Raw genomic sequence first — 14,854 nt, 5'->3', positions numbered from 1 at the left:
GCGCCCGTCCAGGAACCGTCAGGCGGTCTTGGGGATGGTGTCGATGAACGACTGCCGCTGGGACAGCTTTTCGTGCAGGCGAGCCAGGTTGGGCTGGCCGGCGCGCCAGTCCAGCGAGGCAAAGCGCAGGTCCAGGTAGCCCAGCGCGCAGCCGACGGCGATATCGGCCAGGCTGTAGTTGATGCCCATGCAGTGGGCGTTGTCGCCCAGGCTCTTGTTCATGGCGTCGAGGCTGGCGTGGATCTTGCTGTACTGGCGTTCGATCCATTCGGGGCTGCGTTGGGCCTCGGGGCGCTGGTTTTCCTTGACGATGGCCACGCAGGCGTCCAGGAGGCCATCGGCGATGGCTTCCCAGCATTTGACGGCTGCACGGTCTCGCCCCGGCTGAGGGATCAGGCGGGCGACGGGCGACAAGGTGTCCAGGTACTCGACGATGACGCGCGAATCAAACAAAGCGCCGCCATCTTCCATGACCAGGCAGGGCACCTTGCCCAGCGGGTTGTACGTTTGGATCTGCGTGTCGGCGGACCAGACGTTTTCGAGTTCGAGCCGGTAATCCAGCTTTTTCTCGGCCATGACGATACGCACTTTGCGCACGTATGGACTGGTAAGCGAGCCGATCAGTTTCATGGAGTCACAAGCGGAGTCGGAAAGCGGCCGAAGTATAGCAGGCCGCATGACGGTCAATTGTCCGCCGGGCGGAATCTTCGCCAGTTTGCCACAATGTTGCGCGCCCTCGGGTGATAAAATCGCCGGGTTTTCCCATCCGTAGCTTTTTCTTTCCCAGACCATGCAAATCGCCGATCAATTGAGCCAACTTAATGCCCTTTCGCCATTGGATGGCCGGTACGCTTCCCGGGGCGACGCGCTGCGCGGTCTGCTCTCCGAGGCCGGCTTCATGGCGCACCGCGTCGAAGTCGAAGTGGCCTGGCTGATTGCCCTGTCCGACGCCGGCCTGCCGGAACTGCCCGCGTTCTCCGAGGGCGCCCGCGCCCGCCTGGGGCAGCTCGTGCAGGATTTCTCCGAGGCGGATGCTGGCCGCATCAAGGATATCGAACGCGTCACGAACCACGACGTGAAGGCCGTCGAATACTGGCTGAAGGAAAAAGTGGCCGATGACGCCGAACTGGCCCGCGCCGCCGAATTCATCCACTTCGCCTGCACCTCCGAGGACATCAACAACACCTCGCACGCGCTGATGCTGTCGCGCGCCCGCGACCTGGTGGTGGTGCCGCGCCTGCGCGAGGTCGCCGCCAAGCTGAACGAAATGGCCGTCGCCCAGGCTGACCAGCCCATGCTGTCGCGCACGCACGGCCAGCCCGCCAGCCCGACGACGCTGGGCAAGGAATTCGCCAACGTGGCGGCGCGCCTGAATCGCGCCATCGCCGCCGTGGAGGCGGTCGAGCCCCTGGCCAAGCTCAACGGCGCGACGGGCAACTACAACGCCCACCTGTCCGCCTATCCCGAAATCGACTGGCCGGCGTTCAGCCAGCGCGTGCTGGCCGGACTGGGCCTGACCCAGAACCGCCACACCATCCAGATCGAGCCGCATGACTGGATGTCTGCCCTGTTCGACGCCATCACCCGCGCGAACATCATCGTGCTGGACCTGGACCGCGACATCTGGGGCTACGTGGCCCTCGGCTACTTCAAGCAGCGCCTGAAGGAGGGCGAGGTGGGCTCGTCGACCATGCCGCACAAAGTCAACCCGATCGACTTCGAAAACTCGGAAGGCAACCTGGGCCTGGCCAACGCCGTGCTGCGCCACCTGGCCGACAAGCTGCCCGTCTCGCGCTGGCAGCGCGACCTGACCGATTCCACCGTGCTGCGCAACCTGGGCGTGGGCCTGGGCTACTGCCTGGTCGCCTGGGATGCCTGCATGCGCGGCCTGGGCAAGCTGGAAGTGAACGTGGCCGCCATCGACGCCGATATCGACGCGTGCTGGGAAGTGCTGGCCGAGCCCGTGCAAACCGTGATGCGCCGCTATGGCCTGCCGCAGCCCTACGAACAACTGAAAGCCTTGACGCGCGGCAAGGGCATTACCGAAGAGGCTCTGCGAGAATTCATCCAGGGCCTGGCGCTGCCTGAAGAGCCGAAGGCCCGCCTGCTGGCGATGACGCCGCGCTCTTATATCGGACTGGCTGCCGAGCTGGCCCGGGCGGTATAGTCGCCGTGCCGCGCGCGTCATGCGCGCGGCTTTCACGTTGTACCTACGGGAGAATGCAATGAAGAAGTTGTCCACGCTTGTCGCGCTGGCCTGTATGACGGTGGGCCCGCTGCTGGCGACGTCCGCCTCCGCGCAATTCGCCAAGCCCGAAGACGCGGTCAAGTACCGCCAGTCGGCGCTGTCGCTGATGGGCTCGCACTTCGGGCGCATGGCGCCGGTGGTCAAGGGCCAGGCGCCCTACGACGCCGCGCAGATCAAGGCCAACGTCGAAGTGCTGAAGACGCTGTCGGCACTGCCGTGGACGGCTTTCGGCCCGGGTACGGAAGGCGGCGACGCCCGTCCGGAAATCTGGAGCGACGCCGCCGGCTTCAAGCAGAAGCAGCAGGCCTTCCAGGACAACATCGTCAAGCTGTCGGCCGCGGCCGATGCCGGCGACCTGGACAAGCTGCGCGCGGCCTTTGGCGATGTGGGCGCAAGCTGCAAGGCCTGCCACGACGCCTACCGCAAGAAAAAGTAAGGTCCCGGCGGCCGTCCTCGGATGGCGATCGGCGTCAAAGGAAAAGCCCCTCGCTGAACTGACCCCCGAAAGTTGGACGAAATCCAACCTTCGGGGGGGGGGCAGTTCACGCAGGGGTTTTTTTAATGCGGGGCGGTTCTATCGGGCGAGGTCATGAAAAAGACATGTCCGACATGACTTCCAGGGACCGTATCCACAGCACCAGACCGGTCACGCAAGCGCCCAGGAGTAGGGCGCGCAGCCAGACGGCAACGCCGTCCTGCGCGGGCGGCGTGCCGGGCGGCACGTCCTTGGCGTCGACATTGCCCGTGATGATGGCGCGCACCAGGCGCTTGCGGCGCACCACGGCATACCAGGCCACGGCCAGCAGATGCAGGGCGATCAGGCCGATGATGACCCATTCATTGAGCTTGTGCCAGGACGTCAGGGCGCTGGCGGTGGCCTCGCCCACGTGGCCGAACAGCGGGCCCTGCGTCATGATGTCGTCGGTGGTGAACAGGCCGCTGACCGCCTGGAAGCCCACGACAAGCAACAGGGCCATGACCGACAGCGCGCCCAGAGGATTGTGGCCGGCGGGAGCGGCCGCGCCCTTGAGGTATCTGGCCACCGCCGAAGGGCCGCGCACGAACTGCGCGAATCGGGCGTAGCGCGGGCCGAGGAAGCCCCACAGCAGGCGAAAGAGGATCAGGCCCAGGGCCGTGCAGCCGAAACGCACGTGCCAGTCCATGTACAGCCCGCCGAGCTTGACGCTGACGAACGCGCCGACGATACAGGCGACGAGCGCCCAGTGGAATATGCGGGTGGGGAGGTCCCAGATGCGGACCGCGCGACGATTGTTCTGCATGGGGATATCGCCAAGGCAAGGTTTGCCGGGACTTTATCACGCGCAAAGAAAACCGCCGCGTACGAAACGCGGCGGTTTTGAGCTGGATCAGCGAGTGGCGCGGCGCACCGGTTCGATGCGATGCACGTGCTCGTGGCGAAAGCGGATGCGCTGGCCGGGAGCCTTTTGCGCAGGCGCGCCGCAAGGCACGACTTCGGTCGTATAGGTGGTCGTGCCGTTGATCGGCGCATTGAAAATGACCGTCGCGCGAATTTCCGGGCCGTTGGCCGGCTTGAGGTAAACGATGTCGCCGATGTGGATCGGCATGTTGTCCAGCTTGGTGTGAGCCGGACGGCGGATCAGATCCGAGGTAGTGAAACGAGTATTCATGGTGTGTGATCTCTTAAGTTCTAGTTATTTGAAAAGCTGCGTTTTGCCATGTTGCGCAGGATCGGGGCGCCAACAACGCCGCGCATCCTTGCCGCTTGCCTGGTCCAGCCGGGTTGAATTGGACAGGCCTTTCATGACACTAACGCATAACTGCCGCCGTCCCATTGCGCATTCTCATGTTTTTGCGCGCGCGGGTTGCCGGCGCGATGCCCTTTGTTCAGTCCGGGAGGGCATCGGTTCAGGCCGTGTGGCGTGCGCGTGCAAGACTTGCTTGGCGCGTGCGCTCTCGCGGCCTGAGGGGTTGCTCAGAGCGGGTGGGCCCTGGCGCTTGCGGCGTTTGCGTTTGCCGCTGTATGTGTAGTTGCTGTGTCGTTGCTTCTTGCCAAGCCGGACTGGCGGTTTGGTGAAGGCGTTTTATTCCAGACCAGGACCCGGGTTTGCGTTTTTCGCGTTGTATTTCGCAAATTCCGTGGGGCCCGGTTGGCTTGGTGGTCGCAGTTGCGGTCAAGCCCTGGGGTATGGCTGGTGCTTCCGAAACCCTTGATGCGGCACCGTTTATTTTCAAATAAGGTGGTGCGTGCGCAGATCTCAACCAACGATAGTATCGCTAGTCGATCCGTTTGGCAAGTACTTTTTTAGGCGGGCAGGCCAGCCCCGCGCCGATGGTCAGTGCGCGACCGGGCGCGCCTGGCGCTGGGCTTCGATGATCAGGCCTTCAAGGCGAGGCGACATGCGCAGCGCCACCTGAGCGCCGCTCGTGCCGTCGGGCTGCTGCACCGTTTCAAGCGCGAGTTCGATGCGTTCGTCATTGAAGGCTTCGGGGGCCGCCTGGATCTCGACATAGCGGTCCAGCAACGCGTCGACAGCCTTTTGCGCATCGGCCAGGGCCTCGTCGGACAACTGGCCGTTGCCGAGGTACTGGTTGACCACCTGGGCGAGGTCATTCATGAAAAACAGCAAGGCGGCCGCGCCGCGGCAATCGGGATGGGCGAAGCCCCAGGTGTGGGAGGAAGCGTTCTGAGTCATGTCGTGAGGCCAAGCCAGTGTTGCGGACGGCCGCAAGCGGCCGGAACCGCTATTTTAGGGGATGACGCGGCGGGGCCCCAGCGCGGCCGCGCGTTGGTGCATACTTCTGGCCCAATGGCCGGCCCGCGCTGTGTCAACTCGCTTCGATGGCAACAAAATCCGCCCGTCGGCGGCAGCGGGTTGGCGCTACCGGATAATCTGCCGGAAGGCGCCCGCCGCAATCGCGCGGCTGCGGCTTTTCGCAAACCTGCATGCATGGGAGGATGCGCATGACCCTGTTTCGCGCGTGCCTGACGGGCTTGGCGATGGCTTCGATGCTGGTCCTGGCAGCCTGCGTCAACAAGGAGCCCCAGGAGCGCATTGCGTTCATACAGTTGCTGCAAACTCGGATGGGCAGCGGCGCGCTGGTGCCCATCGGGACGCTGAGCAAGCCCGAAAAAGAGGCTGTGGGCGATTACGCCGACGCCTATGAGGTGATCACGGATTTCCAGGAATCCATGGCGAAGGCGGCCAGGCCGCTGCGCGATGTGCTGGCGATGGAGACGATACGCTCGGTCGGCGACATCGTGGAGCGCACGGACGGGTTCGAGGCCGCGCGCAAGACCCTGGCGCAAAGCGCGGCGGAACTTCAGGATGCCCGCGCCAAGGCGGACAAGGCCCGGGCCGCCCTGAGCCTGCCCCCCGATCTGGCGCCCGTCTATGATGGCGTGTATGACGAGGCGGTGACCGCGCCTGCCGCCGAACTGATGGATGCGGCTTCACGAATGGACTCTGCGGCCCGCGACGCCCTGGGCGTGGCGGACTTCGTGGCGGCCCATGCCGCGGACATCCAGCTGGTGAACGGGCAGACACTTGTGGCCAAGCCGACGATCCAGCAGGAGCTGAATCTGCGGCTGCAGGGCCTGAACGCGCAATCCGAAGGGCTGGAGCAGGCCCGCGCGACCTTGTCGCGGGCCGCGGACCGCGGCGCGGCCGCTCCCTAGGCCCATGCCTCGCGAGCCGGGCGCCCAGCGCTGCCCGGCGTCGCTTTGTACAATGCGGCTCTCGCGGCGCTCGCCGCGCCTTGGACGGAATATGAGTCAATCTTCCAGCTTGCACCACAAAACCTTTCTGCTCCTGCTTGTGGTGGTCACCATCGCGTTCGGCTGGTTGTTGTGGCCTTTCTACGGCGCCGTTTTCTGGGGCGCCATCCTCGCCATCCTTTTTGCTCCGTTGCAGCGCCGCCTGGTGCCGCGCATCGGGGGGCGGCGCAATCTTGCCGCGCTGATCACCTTGCTGCTGGTGCTGCTGCTGGTGATCCTGCCGCTGGTCGTGATCAGCGGATCGCTGGTGCGCGAAGGCGCGAACCTCTACCAGAGCATCAAGTCCGGGCAGATCAACTTCGGCGCCTACTTCCAGCAGGCCATGGCGGCCTTGCCTCCGTCGGTGCACGACATGCTGTCGCGCTTCGACCTGGCCGACATTCCCAGCCTGCAGGAAAAGCTCAGCGTGGGCGCGATGCAGGCCAGCCAGTTCCTGGCCACGCAGGCCCTGAGCATCGGACAGGACACGTTCCAGTTCGTGATCAGCTTTGCCATCATGCTGTACCTGCTGTTCTTCCTGTTGCGGGACGGTCCGCAGCTGTCGGCGCGTCTCAAGCGCGCGATGCCGCTGAGCGATGCGCACAAGCAGCATCTGTTTCGCAAGTTCACCACCGTCGTGCGCGCCACCGTCAAGGGCAACGTCGCGGTGGCGGCGGCGCAGGGCGCGCTGGGCGGCATCATCTTCTCTATCCTGTCTATCCAGGGCGCGCTGCTGTGGGGCGTGATCATGGGCTTTCTGTCGCTGCTGCCGGCGGTGGGCGCCGGCCTGATCTGGGCGCCGGTGGCCATCTATTTCCTGCTGACGGGCGCCACGATGAAGGGCGTTGCGCTGATCGCCTTCGGCGTGCTTGTCATCGGCATGGTCGACAACGTGCTGCGTCCCATCCTGGTGGGCAAGGACACCAAGATGCCGGACTACGTGGTGCTGATCTCCACGCTGGGCGGCATGGCCCTGTTCGGCCTGAACGGCTTCGTGATCGGTCCGCTGATCGCCGCCTTGTTCATGGCAAGCTGGGATCTGTTCTCGCCCGCATCCGGCGTGGCGGCCCCTCGCGCCGAAGACCGCCAGTCCGAGGGCAAGTAGCGATACCGGCGCGGGGCGCGGATGGCTCGTCGTCATCCGCCCGCGTCTTGGCGGGTGTATGGTGTAGCAGCGCCGGCGCCTGTTGGGCCGGCCTTTCGTGTCAACTTCGCCAATCAGGAGCGCGTTGCATATGGAATGGAAACTGCATCGATCAGGCTGGATCGAAGAACGCAACTTCGACATCGAATTTGCCGAGACCCCCGAGGGGTATCACACCCGGGTCAGGGTCTTCGGATTTCCGGTGCTTGAAGACACCAGGCACGTGTTCCCGAACGAGGCTCTGGCCGAGAAGGGGGCGCTGACCCTGCTCAAGAGCCAATTCACCGGCACGCCGGACCTGGAAGACCAGTAGCGCGCAGGCGCGGGCCGGTATACGCCCGCCCGCGCTTTCTCTTGCGTCATTTCAGGCGCAGGCGGCCGTCGCCGATGATCAGGTCGCGGTCTTCGCGGGGCGCCGTGCGGACCAGGCCCTGCCGGATGGCGGCCAGCACGTCCATGTCGCCGGACTCGTCCGCACCCGGTTCGGGTTGCAGCCGGCCCAGCAAGCGCCAGGTTCCGGCGGGCCCGATGTTGTAGGCGAAGAACCCGAATCGGCTCCAGCCCTGGTCGCCCAGCCGGGGCACGTACAGGATGACGTCATCCTCGCCGTCGCCGGAGATATCGGCAAGGATCAGTTGGCACGCAGGGGCGGGCGCGTGGTCCGGCGCCGCCTGTCCGGATGCCGGCAAGCAGTCGGCGACGATGTGCGGATAGGCCTCGGCAACATAGGCCCACCATGCCTGCGGGACGTCGCGACCGTGTGGATAGGTCGAGAACGCAGGCATGGCTTGCGCGCGCGGCGCCCTTGCCGGCCCGTCCCAGGAGTAGTAGCGATGTTCAAGAGCGTCCGCGGCGGCTAGTGCGATCCGGGGATCCTGGGCGTTGGCCGCCCCGTCCGCCAGCCGCTGCAGCGCGGTCCGGCCCCACTGTCCGTGGCTGTCCTTCATATCCACATAGCGGAACCGGTCGGGCTCGACGCGGCCCTCCATCAAGCGCGATACCTGGCTTTGGACGGCAAGCCGCTGCGGGCTGGCCCACGACGAGGCGATCGCCGCAAGCAGCGCCAGCGTGGCGCCGGCGGCGATCAGGTTGGTCGCGCCCAGCGTGGCGTAGTAGCGCCTGGGACGCAGGGCCGCGCAGGCATAGCCCAGGCCGTACAGGCCGGCGAGCGCGCAGGCGTAGGCGGCCCAGACGCGGCTGATCGTCCAGCCGTATTGGCCGACGCGCACCGCGATGCCATAGGCCGCGACCGCGGCCAGGGGCAGCAGGCAGACCATGCCCAGGCGCAACAGCCGGCGCAGCCGCGGCCCGAACGGCGCCGCCTCTTCGCTGTCCTGCCAGGCGGCGTTGATCAGCTTGATCCACAACAGCGAGAACGCGATGAGCGCGCCGGCCGAGAGCGTGACGGCTTGCAGATCCAGCGCCAGGCGGGCGGCCAGCGCGATAGTGAAGGCCACCCCGACCAGGGTCACCAGCGGCAGCAGCCAGGCGTTGAGCGTCAGCCAGGACCGCTGCAGCATTTCCGCCAGTTGCGGGCGGCGTCGCGCGCCCACCAGGCTGGCGGCAAGAATCATCGGCCAGAGGGCGATCTTGAAGGGCAGGGCGGCAACGATGTCGTGCACGACGGGGATGCCGATCATGCGGAACATCGCGCCCGCCGCCCACAGCAACAGGCAGACCGCCAGCGTCAGGCAGCCCGCCATCCCCAGATGCACGGCGTTGCGCCACGCGGCGCGAAACACCGCGGGATAGTTCCACTGGAGTTTGCTTGCGTCCAGCGCCTGGATCAGCGGCAGCAGGATGAACCCGCCTGCGCCTGTCAGCAGCACGGCGAAGAACAGGTCCGAGGTATTGGGCAGGCCGTTCGCTTCATGGGGCGGCACTTCCCCGCCCAGGCAGAGCCCATAGGCGGACAGGGCGGGCAGAACCAGCCCGTAGGCGGCCAGGGCAATCAGCCAGCGCCGGCCGCCGCGCATGCCTGCCAGCATGGCGCCCGCCAGCGCGGGGAGCCACGCGAATTGCAGCAGGAAGGTCAGGACATACAGGTTGCCCAGAGGCCAAAGCCGCCGCGTCGCCAGGAAGTACAAGATCAGGCCAAGCACCGCGGCGATGGCGCCGTAGGTCAGCACCGCCTTGTCGGCCGGTTCGAGGCGGCGGGGGAGCGAGGTGTTGCCGGGTGGATTATTCATGGCCGGCATAGTAGCAACCTGCCACCCCGGCCGGACCATTTGGGAGTAAATTGGGGACGCGATATTTTCACCACATCGGCAAGGCGCCCGGAGGCCTTGCCGATCCATCCCCAGACCACGGGTCGGGAAGGACGTATCGGGAGGCGCATGGTGCCAGGGCTCTCATTTCGGCGGGATGTCGGCGCTGCGCGCGCCTTGGCGGGCGAGCCTGCCCATGGCTGACGGCGAAAGCCCGGCCGGCGTGCGCCGGCGGCGCCAGCACCGGTACTCCATGCGGACCGGGTTGCTGGCCCTGGTCTTTGTCTGCATTACGCCTGCGCTGATCGTGGCGTCCGTGGCGGTCTACGAAAGCTACGTCATCCAGAGAGAGCGGATATTCCGCGACACGATTTTCCTGGCGCGCAACCTCACCGCCATCCTGGATCGCGAGCTGACCGGCGTCGAGGCCGGGCTGCAGATGCTGGCCACGTCCCCCGATCTGGCCGGCGGAGATCTGGCCGGATTCCACCAGCGGGCGCGCGATGCGGTGCGGTTCCAGATCGTGGACAGCTACGTCCTGACCAACAAGGATGGGCGGCAAGTCGTCAACACCCTGGTTCCGTTCGGAACCGCCTTGCCGACCAGCGGCGCGGCCGAGGAACTGGCCCGTGTTTTCCAGTCGCGCATGCCGGTGCTCACGAGCTTGTTTACCGGCGGCGTCAGCCGCGATCCCACCATTGCGCTGGGCGTGCCCGTGGTGCGAGGCGATGAGGTGGTCTACAGCCTGAACGTGGGGCTGTCTCCAGAGCGCATCGGCAACGTGCTGGGCCGCCGCGCCCTGCCCGAGGGTTGGGTGGCCGCCGTGCTGGACAGGTCCGGAACGATCGTCGCGCGCACCCGCGACACGTCGAGGTTCGTGGGGCAGAAGGCGGTGCCGGCGCTGGCCCGCGCCGTGCAGCAGGAAGGCGAAGGGTCGCTGGAGACCGTCACCAAGGAAGGCACGCCCGTCTACACGGCGTTCAGCCGTTCGGCGCTGTCCGGCTGGACGGTCGCCGCCGGCGCGCCGATGAGCCTCTTGACCTCGGATCTCTACCGGTCCATTGCCTGGATCGGCCTGGGCACGCTGTTCGCCTTCGGGATGGGCCTGTGGCTGGCGCTGCGGCTGGCGAGCCGGCTGACCTCGGCCGTGCAGGGGCTGGTTGCGCCGGCGCTGGCGCTGGGCGAGGGCCGCACGGTCGAACTGCCGGCCACGCGCATCAAGGAAGCCCAGGAAGTGGGCACGGCCATGCTGCAGGCCTCCCGCATGCTGGCGCACGCCCAGCACCTGGCGCACTACGATCCGCTGACTGGCTTGTGCAACCGGGTGCTGTTCGGCGAGCTGGTGCTGCGCGAGCTGGCCGTCGCGCAGCGCAGCGGGGATACATTCTCCATCCTGGCGATCGACCTGGATGGCTTCAAGGCCGTCAACGACATGCATGGCCATGCCGCGGGCGACACGGTTCTGAAGGAAGCGGCCGAGCGGATGGCGCGGGCGATCCGGGTGTCGGATGTGGCCGCGAGGCTGGGAGGGGACGAGTTCGCGGTGCTACTGATGGGGGCCGATCAGGAGAGCGCGCGGCAAGTCGCCGAAGCGCTGGTCGAGAGCCTGTCCGTGCCGTATCCCAATGTTCGCGTTGCGGTGTCGGCGAGCGTGGGCATTGCGGTCTTTCCGCAGTCCGGCGTGACGATGCTGCAGTTGCTTGAGCGCGCCGACGTGGCGCTCTACAAGGCCAAGGGGCAGGGCAAGCGGAGGGTGGCAATGGACCAGTGAGTCCCGCCGCTTGCGGTGGCGTCCGCCGTCAGCTTTCCTGGCGCGGCGGCGGCAGGGCCGTCAGGACCTCGCCCGACTTCAGCCGGTAGCGCTTGTCGCCCAGCGGAACCACGCGCTCTCCGTCAGTGGTGCGGAGTATGTAGCGCGTGTCGACGGGCGGGGGCGTGGCGGGCCCCGGATCATCCGCCTGCAAGAACACCTCTATTCGATAGAGCCGACCCGACTCCGTGCTTGCCAGCACGTCGCTCAACCTGCGTATTGAAATGGCCATGCAGCTTTTTCTCCCTCTTGCGTCTGAGTGGGTATGTCGCTTCTTGGCATCGGTTCCCGTATGCCGATGGGTTGCTACAGCCTGCCCGGGTTTTCGCTAAACTTCCCGCCTTGGCGTCGGGCCCGTCCAGGGCGTGCGGCGCGGACAGCGGGCAATCGGAAACGGTAATGCAATTTACTCCCGGCCGGAATACGGCCACCCTCCTGGGTTTGCTGGCGGTACTGCTGTGGGGCACGGTCGTCGGCCTGATCCGCGGCGTCAGCGAGAGCTTCGGTCCGATCGGCGGCGCCGCCCTGATCTACACGGTGGGCTCCCTGTTCCTGGTGTTGTTGCTGGGCGTTCCCAAACTGCGGACTTTTCCCCGTTCCTACCTCATCGTGGGCAGCATCCTGTTCGTCGCCTATGAAATATGCCTGTCGCTGTCGCTGGGATTTGCCGCCGATCGCGGGCAGGCAATCGAGCTGGGCATCGTGAATTACCTGTGGCCATGTTTTACGGTGATTCTTGCCATGGTCATCAACGGCCAGCGGGCCGGCGCGCTGGTGGCGCCGGGCATTCTGTTGTCGATATTCGGCATCGTCTGGGTGGTCGGCGGACCGGGCGGGCTTTCCTGGGAACGCACGGCGGCCAACATATCGGGCAACCCCCTGAGTTATGGACTGGCTTTCAGCGGCGCCATCATCTGGGCCGTCTATTGCAACGTCACAAAGCGCTTTGCCGACGGTAAGAATGGCGTTGCCTTGTTTTTCATGCTGACCGCCGCCGCCCTGTGGATCAAGTATTTCGTCAGCGCGGAGCCGGCGTTTGCGTTTACGGCACCCGCCACGCTTGAACTGCTCCTGACCGGCAGCGCCATGGCGGCCGGTTATGCGTTCTGGAACGTGGGGATACTGCGGGGCAATCTGACCTTGCTGGCTACCGCGTCCTATTTCACTCCGGTATTTTCCACCTTCTTTGCAGCGGTATGGCTGTCGACCCCGCTCACGATGTCGTTCTGGCAGGGCGTGGCCATGGTCACCGGCGGTTCGTTGCTGTGCTGGGCGGCAACGCGCGGCAGGCCAGCCCGGGGCGGGTAGCCCCGCAAGCATGGCCACCAGCGGAATCACTCGATGAGCATGGTCTGGGCGACCGCGTATCCCAGGGGAATCAACAAGAGGGACGCAAAGGTGGAACTGACAATCGCCGCCGATATTTTCAGCCAGGGCTCGGGGCCCGCGCTTTTTATCGTTTGAATCACCAACGCGACGATACCCACAACCATCAAACAGCTGATAACCACTGCCACATAAGTCATGTTGTCTCCGTCCTCGCCTGATTAAAGGGATGCGGCGCCGCTGAGCGGTCTAGATGTTTGTGTTGATTGTGCGCCTGTATTGCAGGACTGCGCCCTAGGGTTTTCCTGGCGGAATGGGCGCTTTGTGGCATTTTTGCCGCGAGGGGCGCAGCATGGAATCATGTGCGCGTGCAGCATTTTTTTCGAGTGCAACGCTTCCCCTCCGGCGGGTGGGATTGCGCTACGATGGCAGCATCAAAACACTCGTAAGGCTGCCAGATGTCGCAATTACTGCGCCCCGGCACGCGCGCCACCCTGCAAGTCCGTCAGCTGCTGCCCGGCGAGTTCGCATGGATCATCACCCTGCTCGATCCCGAATCCGGCAATGTGCGCAGCACCAATTACTCGGAAAAGCGCTACGGCAGCATGGATGAGGCCTCGACCGCCGGCAAGGCCGCCGTCGTGGCATTTCTGGACAACGATGGCGAGGACGGCCGCGAATCGCCCGTGGACGGCAGGCCCAAGCCCTGACCGGCGCCTGTCAACACCTTGAAAGCCCTCGCAAGAGGGCTTTTTCGCATTCAGGGACTTTGGGAATGCGGTTTGCTGATGGGAGGCGAGGCGCGCTTGGCGCCGTTTGAGGAGAAGACATCATGTCTCAATCACCGCATCGCGACCCCGGCCAGCCGGACGGCCTGCCGCCGGACGATCCCCCGCTGCCCGGCAATCTGCCGCCGGATGATCCGCGGCCCGATCCGAACCGCCCGCCCGACAATCCCGACGCGCCCGACCCCGATCCTTCGCCGCCGCCGGACCCCCGCGCGCCGGGCACGATAGACCTGGCCTGACCGCCGCCCGCCGCGTCAGGCGGCAAAGACATCCAAGGAGGTTTCTATGCGTTCCATTCTGCTGTGGCTGATTGGCGTGCCCATCCCGATCATCATCCTGCTGGCGCTGTTCTGGCACTGATGCACGTCCCGCTTCGGCGCCGCGCGTGCGCGGCCGCGAAAAACAAGGAATAAGGATTGACCATGGAAAACGCATCTTCATTAAGCCAGCCCTACGCCGACGGTGTGCCGCCACGCGAATCGGCGATCTCGGCGGTGTCGTGGGCGGCGGTGTTTGCCGGCGCGGTGATCGCCGCCGCGCTGTCGCTGGCGTTGTTTGCCGGCGGCACCGGCCTGGGCTTCCTGTCGGTTTCGCCGTGGGGCGATGAAGGCATGTCGGCGCCTGCGATCGGCATCGGCATCATCGCCTGGATGCTGTTCACCCAGATCGTCGCCTACGGCATTGGCGGCTACGTGGCCGGCAGGCTGCGGACCAAATGGGTGGACGTGCATTCGGATGAAATCTACTTCCGCGATACGGCGCACGGCTTTCTGGTGTGGGCGCTGAGCGCGGTGGTCAGCGCGGCGCTGGTCGGTTCAGCCATTGCATCCCTGGCCTCGGGCGCCGCAAAGGCCGGCGCATCGGTGGTGGCGGGTGCAGGCACCGCCGTGACGGCCACGGCCGCCGCGGGCGCAAGCGGCGGCGGGATGGAGCAGGCCACCGACTACTTCACCGATACCCTGCTGCGCGCTGAGCAGCCCGACTTCGACGACGACCCCGACGCGGCTCGCGCGGAAGTCGGCCGCATCGTGGCGATGAGCCTGACGCGGGGCGACATGACGCAGGAAGATCGCGACTATGTCGTGAAGGTGGTCGCGGCCCAAACCGGCCTGGAACCCGCCGTGGCGCAGCGCCGCGTCGAACAGGCAATCCAGAACGCAAAGAAGGCGGCCGAGGACGCCAAGCAAAAGGCCAAGGAAGCAGCCGACACGGCCAGAAAGGCTGCCGCCGCATTCGCCTTGTGGGGATTCGCCTCGATGCTGATTGGCGCGTTCGTGGCAAGCCTGGCCGCAACCTGGGGCGGCAGGAGCCGCGATACCCTGCGCAAGCTGTAGATTCTTGCGGGCCTATTGTTGCAGGCCTATTCTTGCAGGCCTCGTTTTCCCGCCGCCGCAAAGCAAAAGGCCCTCACCGAGGTGAGGGCCTTTTAAATTGCTTCCTAAATTCTTGGTGGCGCATCCCTGATTCGAACAGGGGACCTGCGGATTATGATTCCGGTGTCCGAACGGGCCGGAAACCCGCGCCAAATATAGAAATCCCCTCCCGATCTGTCCAATATTTCCACACCCTGCGCACTGCTACGGGCCGCGTCTTTG

Annotated in this window: 17 protein-coding genes and 1 tRNA gene; 10 read left to right on the top strand and 8 right to left on the bottom strand. The window is 65.6% G+C overall.

Going from position 1 to position 14,854, the window contains the following annotated elements; translation table 11 throughout:
• Nucleotides 1–18: 18 nt before the first annotated feature.
• Nucleotides 19–630: a glutathione S-transferase gene (locus ACFWP0_RS09440; protein WP_377841478.1), complete on the bottom strand. Its 612-nt coding sequence runs from the start codon at nucleotides 628–630 to the stop codon at nucleotides 19–21.
• 160 nt (nucleotides 631–790) lie between these two features.
• Here ACFWP0_RS09440 and purB point away from each other — a divergent pair, with 160 nt between their 5' ends.
• Entirely contained in the window at nucleotides 791–2,167 is a 1,377-nt protein-coding gene (gene purB, locus ACFWP0_RS09435) for an adenylosuccinate lyase (RefSeq protein WP_377841476.1), read from the top strand.
• A gap of 58 nt (nucleotides 2,168–2,225) precedes the next feature.
• Nucleotides 2,226–2,684: a c-type cytochrome gene (locus ACFWP0_RS09430; protein ID WP_377841474.1), complete on the top strand. Its 459-nt coding sequence runs from the start codon at nucleotides 2,226–2,228 to the stop codon at nucleotides 2,682–2,684.
• Nucleotides 2,685–2,835: 151 nt separating this feature from the next.
• Here the strand turns inward: ACFWP0_RS09430 and ACFWP0_RS09425 are convergent, their stop codons facing one another.
• The 3 genes from ACFWP0_RS09425 to ACFWP0_RS09415 form a co-directional block, all read right to left on the bottom strand.
• Entirely contained in the window at nucleotides 2,836–3,528 is a 693-nt protein-coding gene (locus ACFWP0_RS09425) for a cytochrome b/b6 domain-containing protein (protein ID WP_377841472.1), read from the bottom strand.
• Between the two features lie 87 nt (nucleotides 3,529–3,615).
• Nucleotides 3,616–3,897 (bottom strand): hypothetical protein, encoded by a 282-nt coding sequence (locus tag ACFWP0_RS09420; protein ID WP_377841470.1) that lies wholly within the window; start codon nucleotides 3,895–3,897, stop codon nucleotides 3,616–3,618.
• Between the two features lie 666 nt (nucleotides 3,898–4,563).
• Entirely contained in the window at nucleotides 4,564–4,923 is a 360-nt protein-coding gene (locus ACFWP0_RS09415) for a hypothetical protein (protein WP_377841469.1), read from the bottom strand.
• Between the two features lie 269 nt (nucleotides 4,924–5,192).
• On the opposite strand from ACFWP0_RS09415, the gene ACFWP0_RS09410 reads away from it, so the two are divergent.
• The 3 genes from ACFWP0_RS09410 to ACFWP0_RS09400 all read left to right on the top strand — a co-directional run bounded on the left by ACFWP0_RS09410 (nucleotide 5,193) and on the right by ACFWP0_RS09400 (nucleotide 7,441).
• Nucleotides 5,193–5,906 carry a DUF3053 family protein gene (locus tag ACFWP0_RS09410; RefSeq protein ID WP_377841467.1) on the top strand — a complete coding sequence of 238 codons (714 nt, stop codon included), beginning with the start codon at nucleotides 5,193–5,195 and terminating at the stop codon, nucleotides 5,904–5,906.
• A gap of 91 nt (nucleotides 5,907–5,997) precedes the next feature.
• The gene (locus ACFWP0_RS09405) at nucleotides 5,998–7,089 is read left to right on the top strand and encodes an AI-2E family transporter (RefSeq protein WP_377841465.1); all 1,092 of its coding nucleotides are present in this window, start codon (nucleotides 5,998–6,000) and stop codon (nucleotides 7,087–7,089) included.
• A gap of 130 nt (nucleotides 7,090–7,219) precedes the next feature.
• The gene (locus ACFWP0_RS09400; RefSeq protein WP_377841463.1) at nucleotides 7,220–7,441 is read left to right on the top strand and encodes a hypothetical protein; all 222 of its coding nucleotides are present in this window, start codon (nucleotides 7,220–7,222) and stop codon (nucleotides 7,439–7,441) included.
• A gap of 46 nt (nucleotides 7,442–7,487) precedes the next feature.
• Here ACFWP0_RS09400 and ACFWP0_RS09395 read toward each other — a convergent pair whose 3' ends face one another.
• Complete coding sequence (locus ACFWP0_RS09395) at nucleotides 7,488–9,317, bottom strand: DUF4153 domain-containing protein (RefSeq protein ID WP_377841462.1); 1,830 nt, start codon at nucleotides 9,315–9,317, stop codon at nucleotides 7,488–7,490.
• A 214-nt stretch (nucleotides 9,318–9,531) separates the two neighbouring features.
• On the opposite strand from ACFWP0_RS09395, the gene ACFWP0_RS09390 reads away from it, so the two are divergent.
• Entirely contained in the window at nucleotides 9,532–11,106 is a 1,575-nt protein-coding gene (locus tag ACFWP0_RS09390) for a diguanylate cyclase (RefSeq protein WP_377841460.1), read from the top strand.
• Nucleotides 11,107–11,134: 28 nt separating this feature from the next.
• On the opposite strand, the gene ACFWP0_RS09385 is transcribed toward ACFWP0_RS09390, so the two are convergent.
• Entirely contained in the window at nucleotides 11,135–11,377 is a 243-nt protein-coding gene (locus ACFWP0_RS09385) for a 6-phosphofructokinase (RefSeq protein WP_377841458.1), read from the bottom strand.
• Nucleotides 11,378–11,544: 167 nt separating this feature from the next.
• Here ACFWP0_RS09385 and yddG point away from each other — a divergent pair, with 167 nt between their 5' ends.
• Nucleotides 11,545–12,453, top strand: a complete 909-nt coding sequence (gene yddG, locus ACFWP0_RS09380) for an aromatic amino acid DMT transporter YddG (RefSeq protein ID WP_377841457.1) — start codon at nucleotides 11,545–11,547, stop codon at nucleotides 12,451–12,453.
• A gap of 26 nt (nucleotides 12,454–12,479) precedes the next feature.
• Here the strand turns inward: yddG and ACFWP0_RS09375 are convergent, their stop codons facing one another.
• A complete protein-coding gene (locus tag ACFWP0_RS09375) occupies nucleotides 12,480–12,671 on the bottom strand; it encodes a hypothetical protein (protein ID WP_377841455.1) in 192 nt (63 codons plus the stop codon).
• 258 nt (nucleotides 12,672–12,929) lie between these two features.
• On the opposite strand from ACFWP0_RS09375, the gene ACFWP0_RS09370 reads away from it, so the two are divergent.
• The 3 genes from ACFWP0_RS09370 to ACFWP0_RS09360 all read left to right on the top strand — a co-directional run bounded on the left by ACFWP0_RS09370 (nucleotide 12,930) and on the right by ACFWP0_RS09360 (nucleotide 14,593).
• Complete coding sequence (locus ACFWP0_RS09370; protein WP_377841454.1) at nucleotides 12,930–13,181, top strand: hypothetical protein; 252 nt, start codon at nucleotides 12,930–12,932, stop codon at nucleotides 13,179–13,181.
• A gap of 122 nt (nucleotides 13,182–13,303) precedes the next feature.
• Nucleotides 13,304–13,498, top strand: a complete 195-nt coding sequence (locus ACFWP0_RS09365) for a hypothetical protein (RefSeq protein ID WP_377841452.1) — start codon at nucleotides 13,304–13,306, stop codon at nucleotides 13,496–13,498.
• Between the two features lie 183 nt (nucleotides 13,499–13,681).
• A complete protein-coding gene (locus ACFWP0_RS09360; protein WP_377841449.1) occupies nucleotides 13,682–14,593 on the top strand; it encodes a hypothetical protein in 912 nt (303 codons plus the stop codon).
• A 113-nt stretch (nucleotides 14,594–14,706) separates the two neighbouring features.
• Here ACFWP0_RS09360 and ACFWP0_RS09355 read toward each other — a convergent pair.
• Nucleotides 14,707–14,783, bottom strand: a tRNA-Met gene (locus ACFWP0_RS09355).
• Nucleotides 14,784–14,854 lie beyond the last annotated feature (71 nt).

This window comes from Achromobacter sp. NPDC058515, assembly GCF_042721735.1.
Lineage (GTDB): Bacteria > Pseudomonadota > Gammaproteobacteria > Burkholderiales > Burkholderiaceae_B > Achromobacter.
This window is presented reverse-complemented; position numbering and strand designations above follow the sequence as displayed.

Bases quoted from the DNA above. Each gene is read 5' to 3' on its own strand.
- ACFWP0_RS09440 (WP_377841478.1), bottom strand. From the start codon at position 630: ATGAAACTGATCGGCTCGCTTACCAGTCCATACGTGCGCAAAGTGCGT.
- purB (WP_377841476.1), top strand. From the start codon at position 791: ATGCAAATCGCCGATCAATTGAGCCAACTTAATGCCCTTTCGCCATTG.
- ACFWP0_RS09430 (WP_377841474.1), top strand. From the start codon at position 2,226: ATGAAGAAGTTGTCCACGCTTGTCGCGCTGGCCTGTATGACGGTGGGC.
- ACFWP0_RS09425 (WP_377841472.1), bottom strand. From the start codon at position 3,528: ATGCAGAACAATCGTCGCGCGGTCCGCATCTGGGACCTCCCCACCCGC.
- ACFWP0_RS09420 (WP_377841470.1), bottom strand. From the start codon at position 3,897: ATGAATACTCGTTTCACTACCTCGGATCTGATCCGCCGTCCGGCTCAC.
- ACFWP0_RS09415 (WP_377841469.1), bottom strand. From the start codon at position 4,923: ATGACTCAGAACGCTTCCTCCCACACCTGGGGCTTCGCCCATCCCGAT.
- ACFWP0_RS09410 (WP_377841467.1), top strand. From the start codon at position 5,193: ATGACCCTGTTTCGCGCGTGCCTGACGGGCTTGGCGATGGCTTCGATG.
- ACFWP0_RS09405 (WP_377841465.1), top strand. From the start codon at position 5,998: ATGAGTCAATCTTCCAGCTTGCACCACAAAACCTTTCTGCTCCTGCTT.
- ACFWP0_RS09400 (WP_377841463.1), top strand. From the start codon at position 7,220: ATGGAATGGAAACTGCATCGATCAGGCTGGATCGAAGAACGCAACTTC.
- ACFWP0_RS09395 (WP_377841462.1), bottom strand. From the start codon at position 9,317: ATGAATAATCCACCCGGCAACACCTCGCTCCCCCGCCGCCTCGAACCG.
- ACFWP0_RS09390 (WP_377841460.1), top strand. From the start codon at position 9,532: ATGGCTGACGGCGAAAGCCCGGCCGGCGTGCGCCGGCGGCGCCAGCAC.
- ACFWP0_RS09385 (WP_377841458.1), bottom strand. From the start codon at position 11,377: ATGGCCATTTCAATACGCAGGTTGAGCGACGTGCTGGCAAGCACGGAG.
- yddG (WP_377841457.1), top strand. From the start codon at position 11,545: ATGCAATTTACTCCCGGCCGGAATACGGCCACCCTCCTGGGTTTGCTG.
- ACFWP0_RS09375 (WP_377841455.1), bottom strand. From the start codon at position 12,671: ATGACTTATGTGGCAGTGGTTATCAGCTGTTTGATGGTTGTGGGTATC.
- ACFWP0_RS09370 (WP_377841454.1), top strand. From the start codon at position 12,930: ATGTCGCAATTACTGCGCCCCGGCACGCGCGCCACCCTGCAAGTCCGT.
- ACFWP0_RS09365 (WP_377841452.1), top strand. From the start codon at position 13,304: ATGTCTCAATCACCGCATCGCGACCCCGGCCAGCCGGACGGCCTGCCG.
- ACFWP0_RS09360 (WP_377841449.1), top strand. From the start codon at position 13,682: ATGGAAAACGCATCTTCATTAAGCCAGCCCTACGCCGACGGTGTGCCG.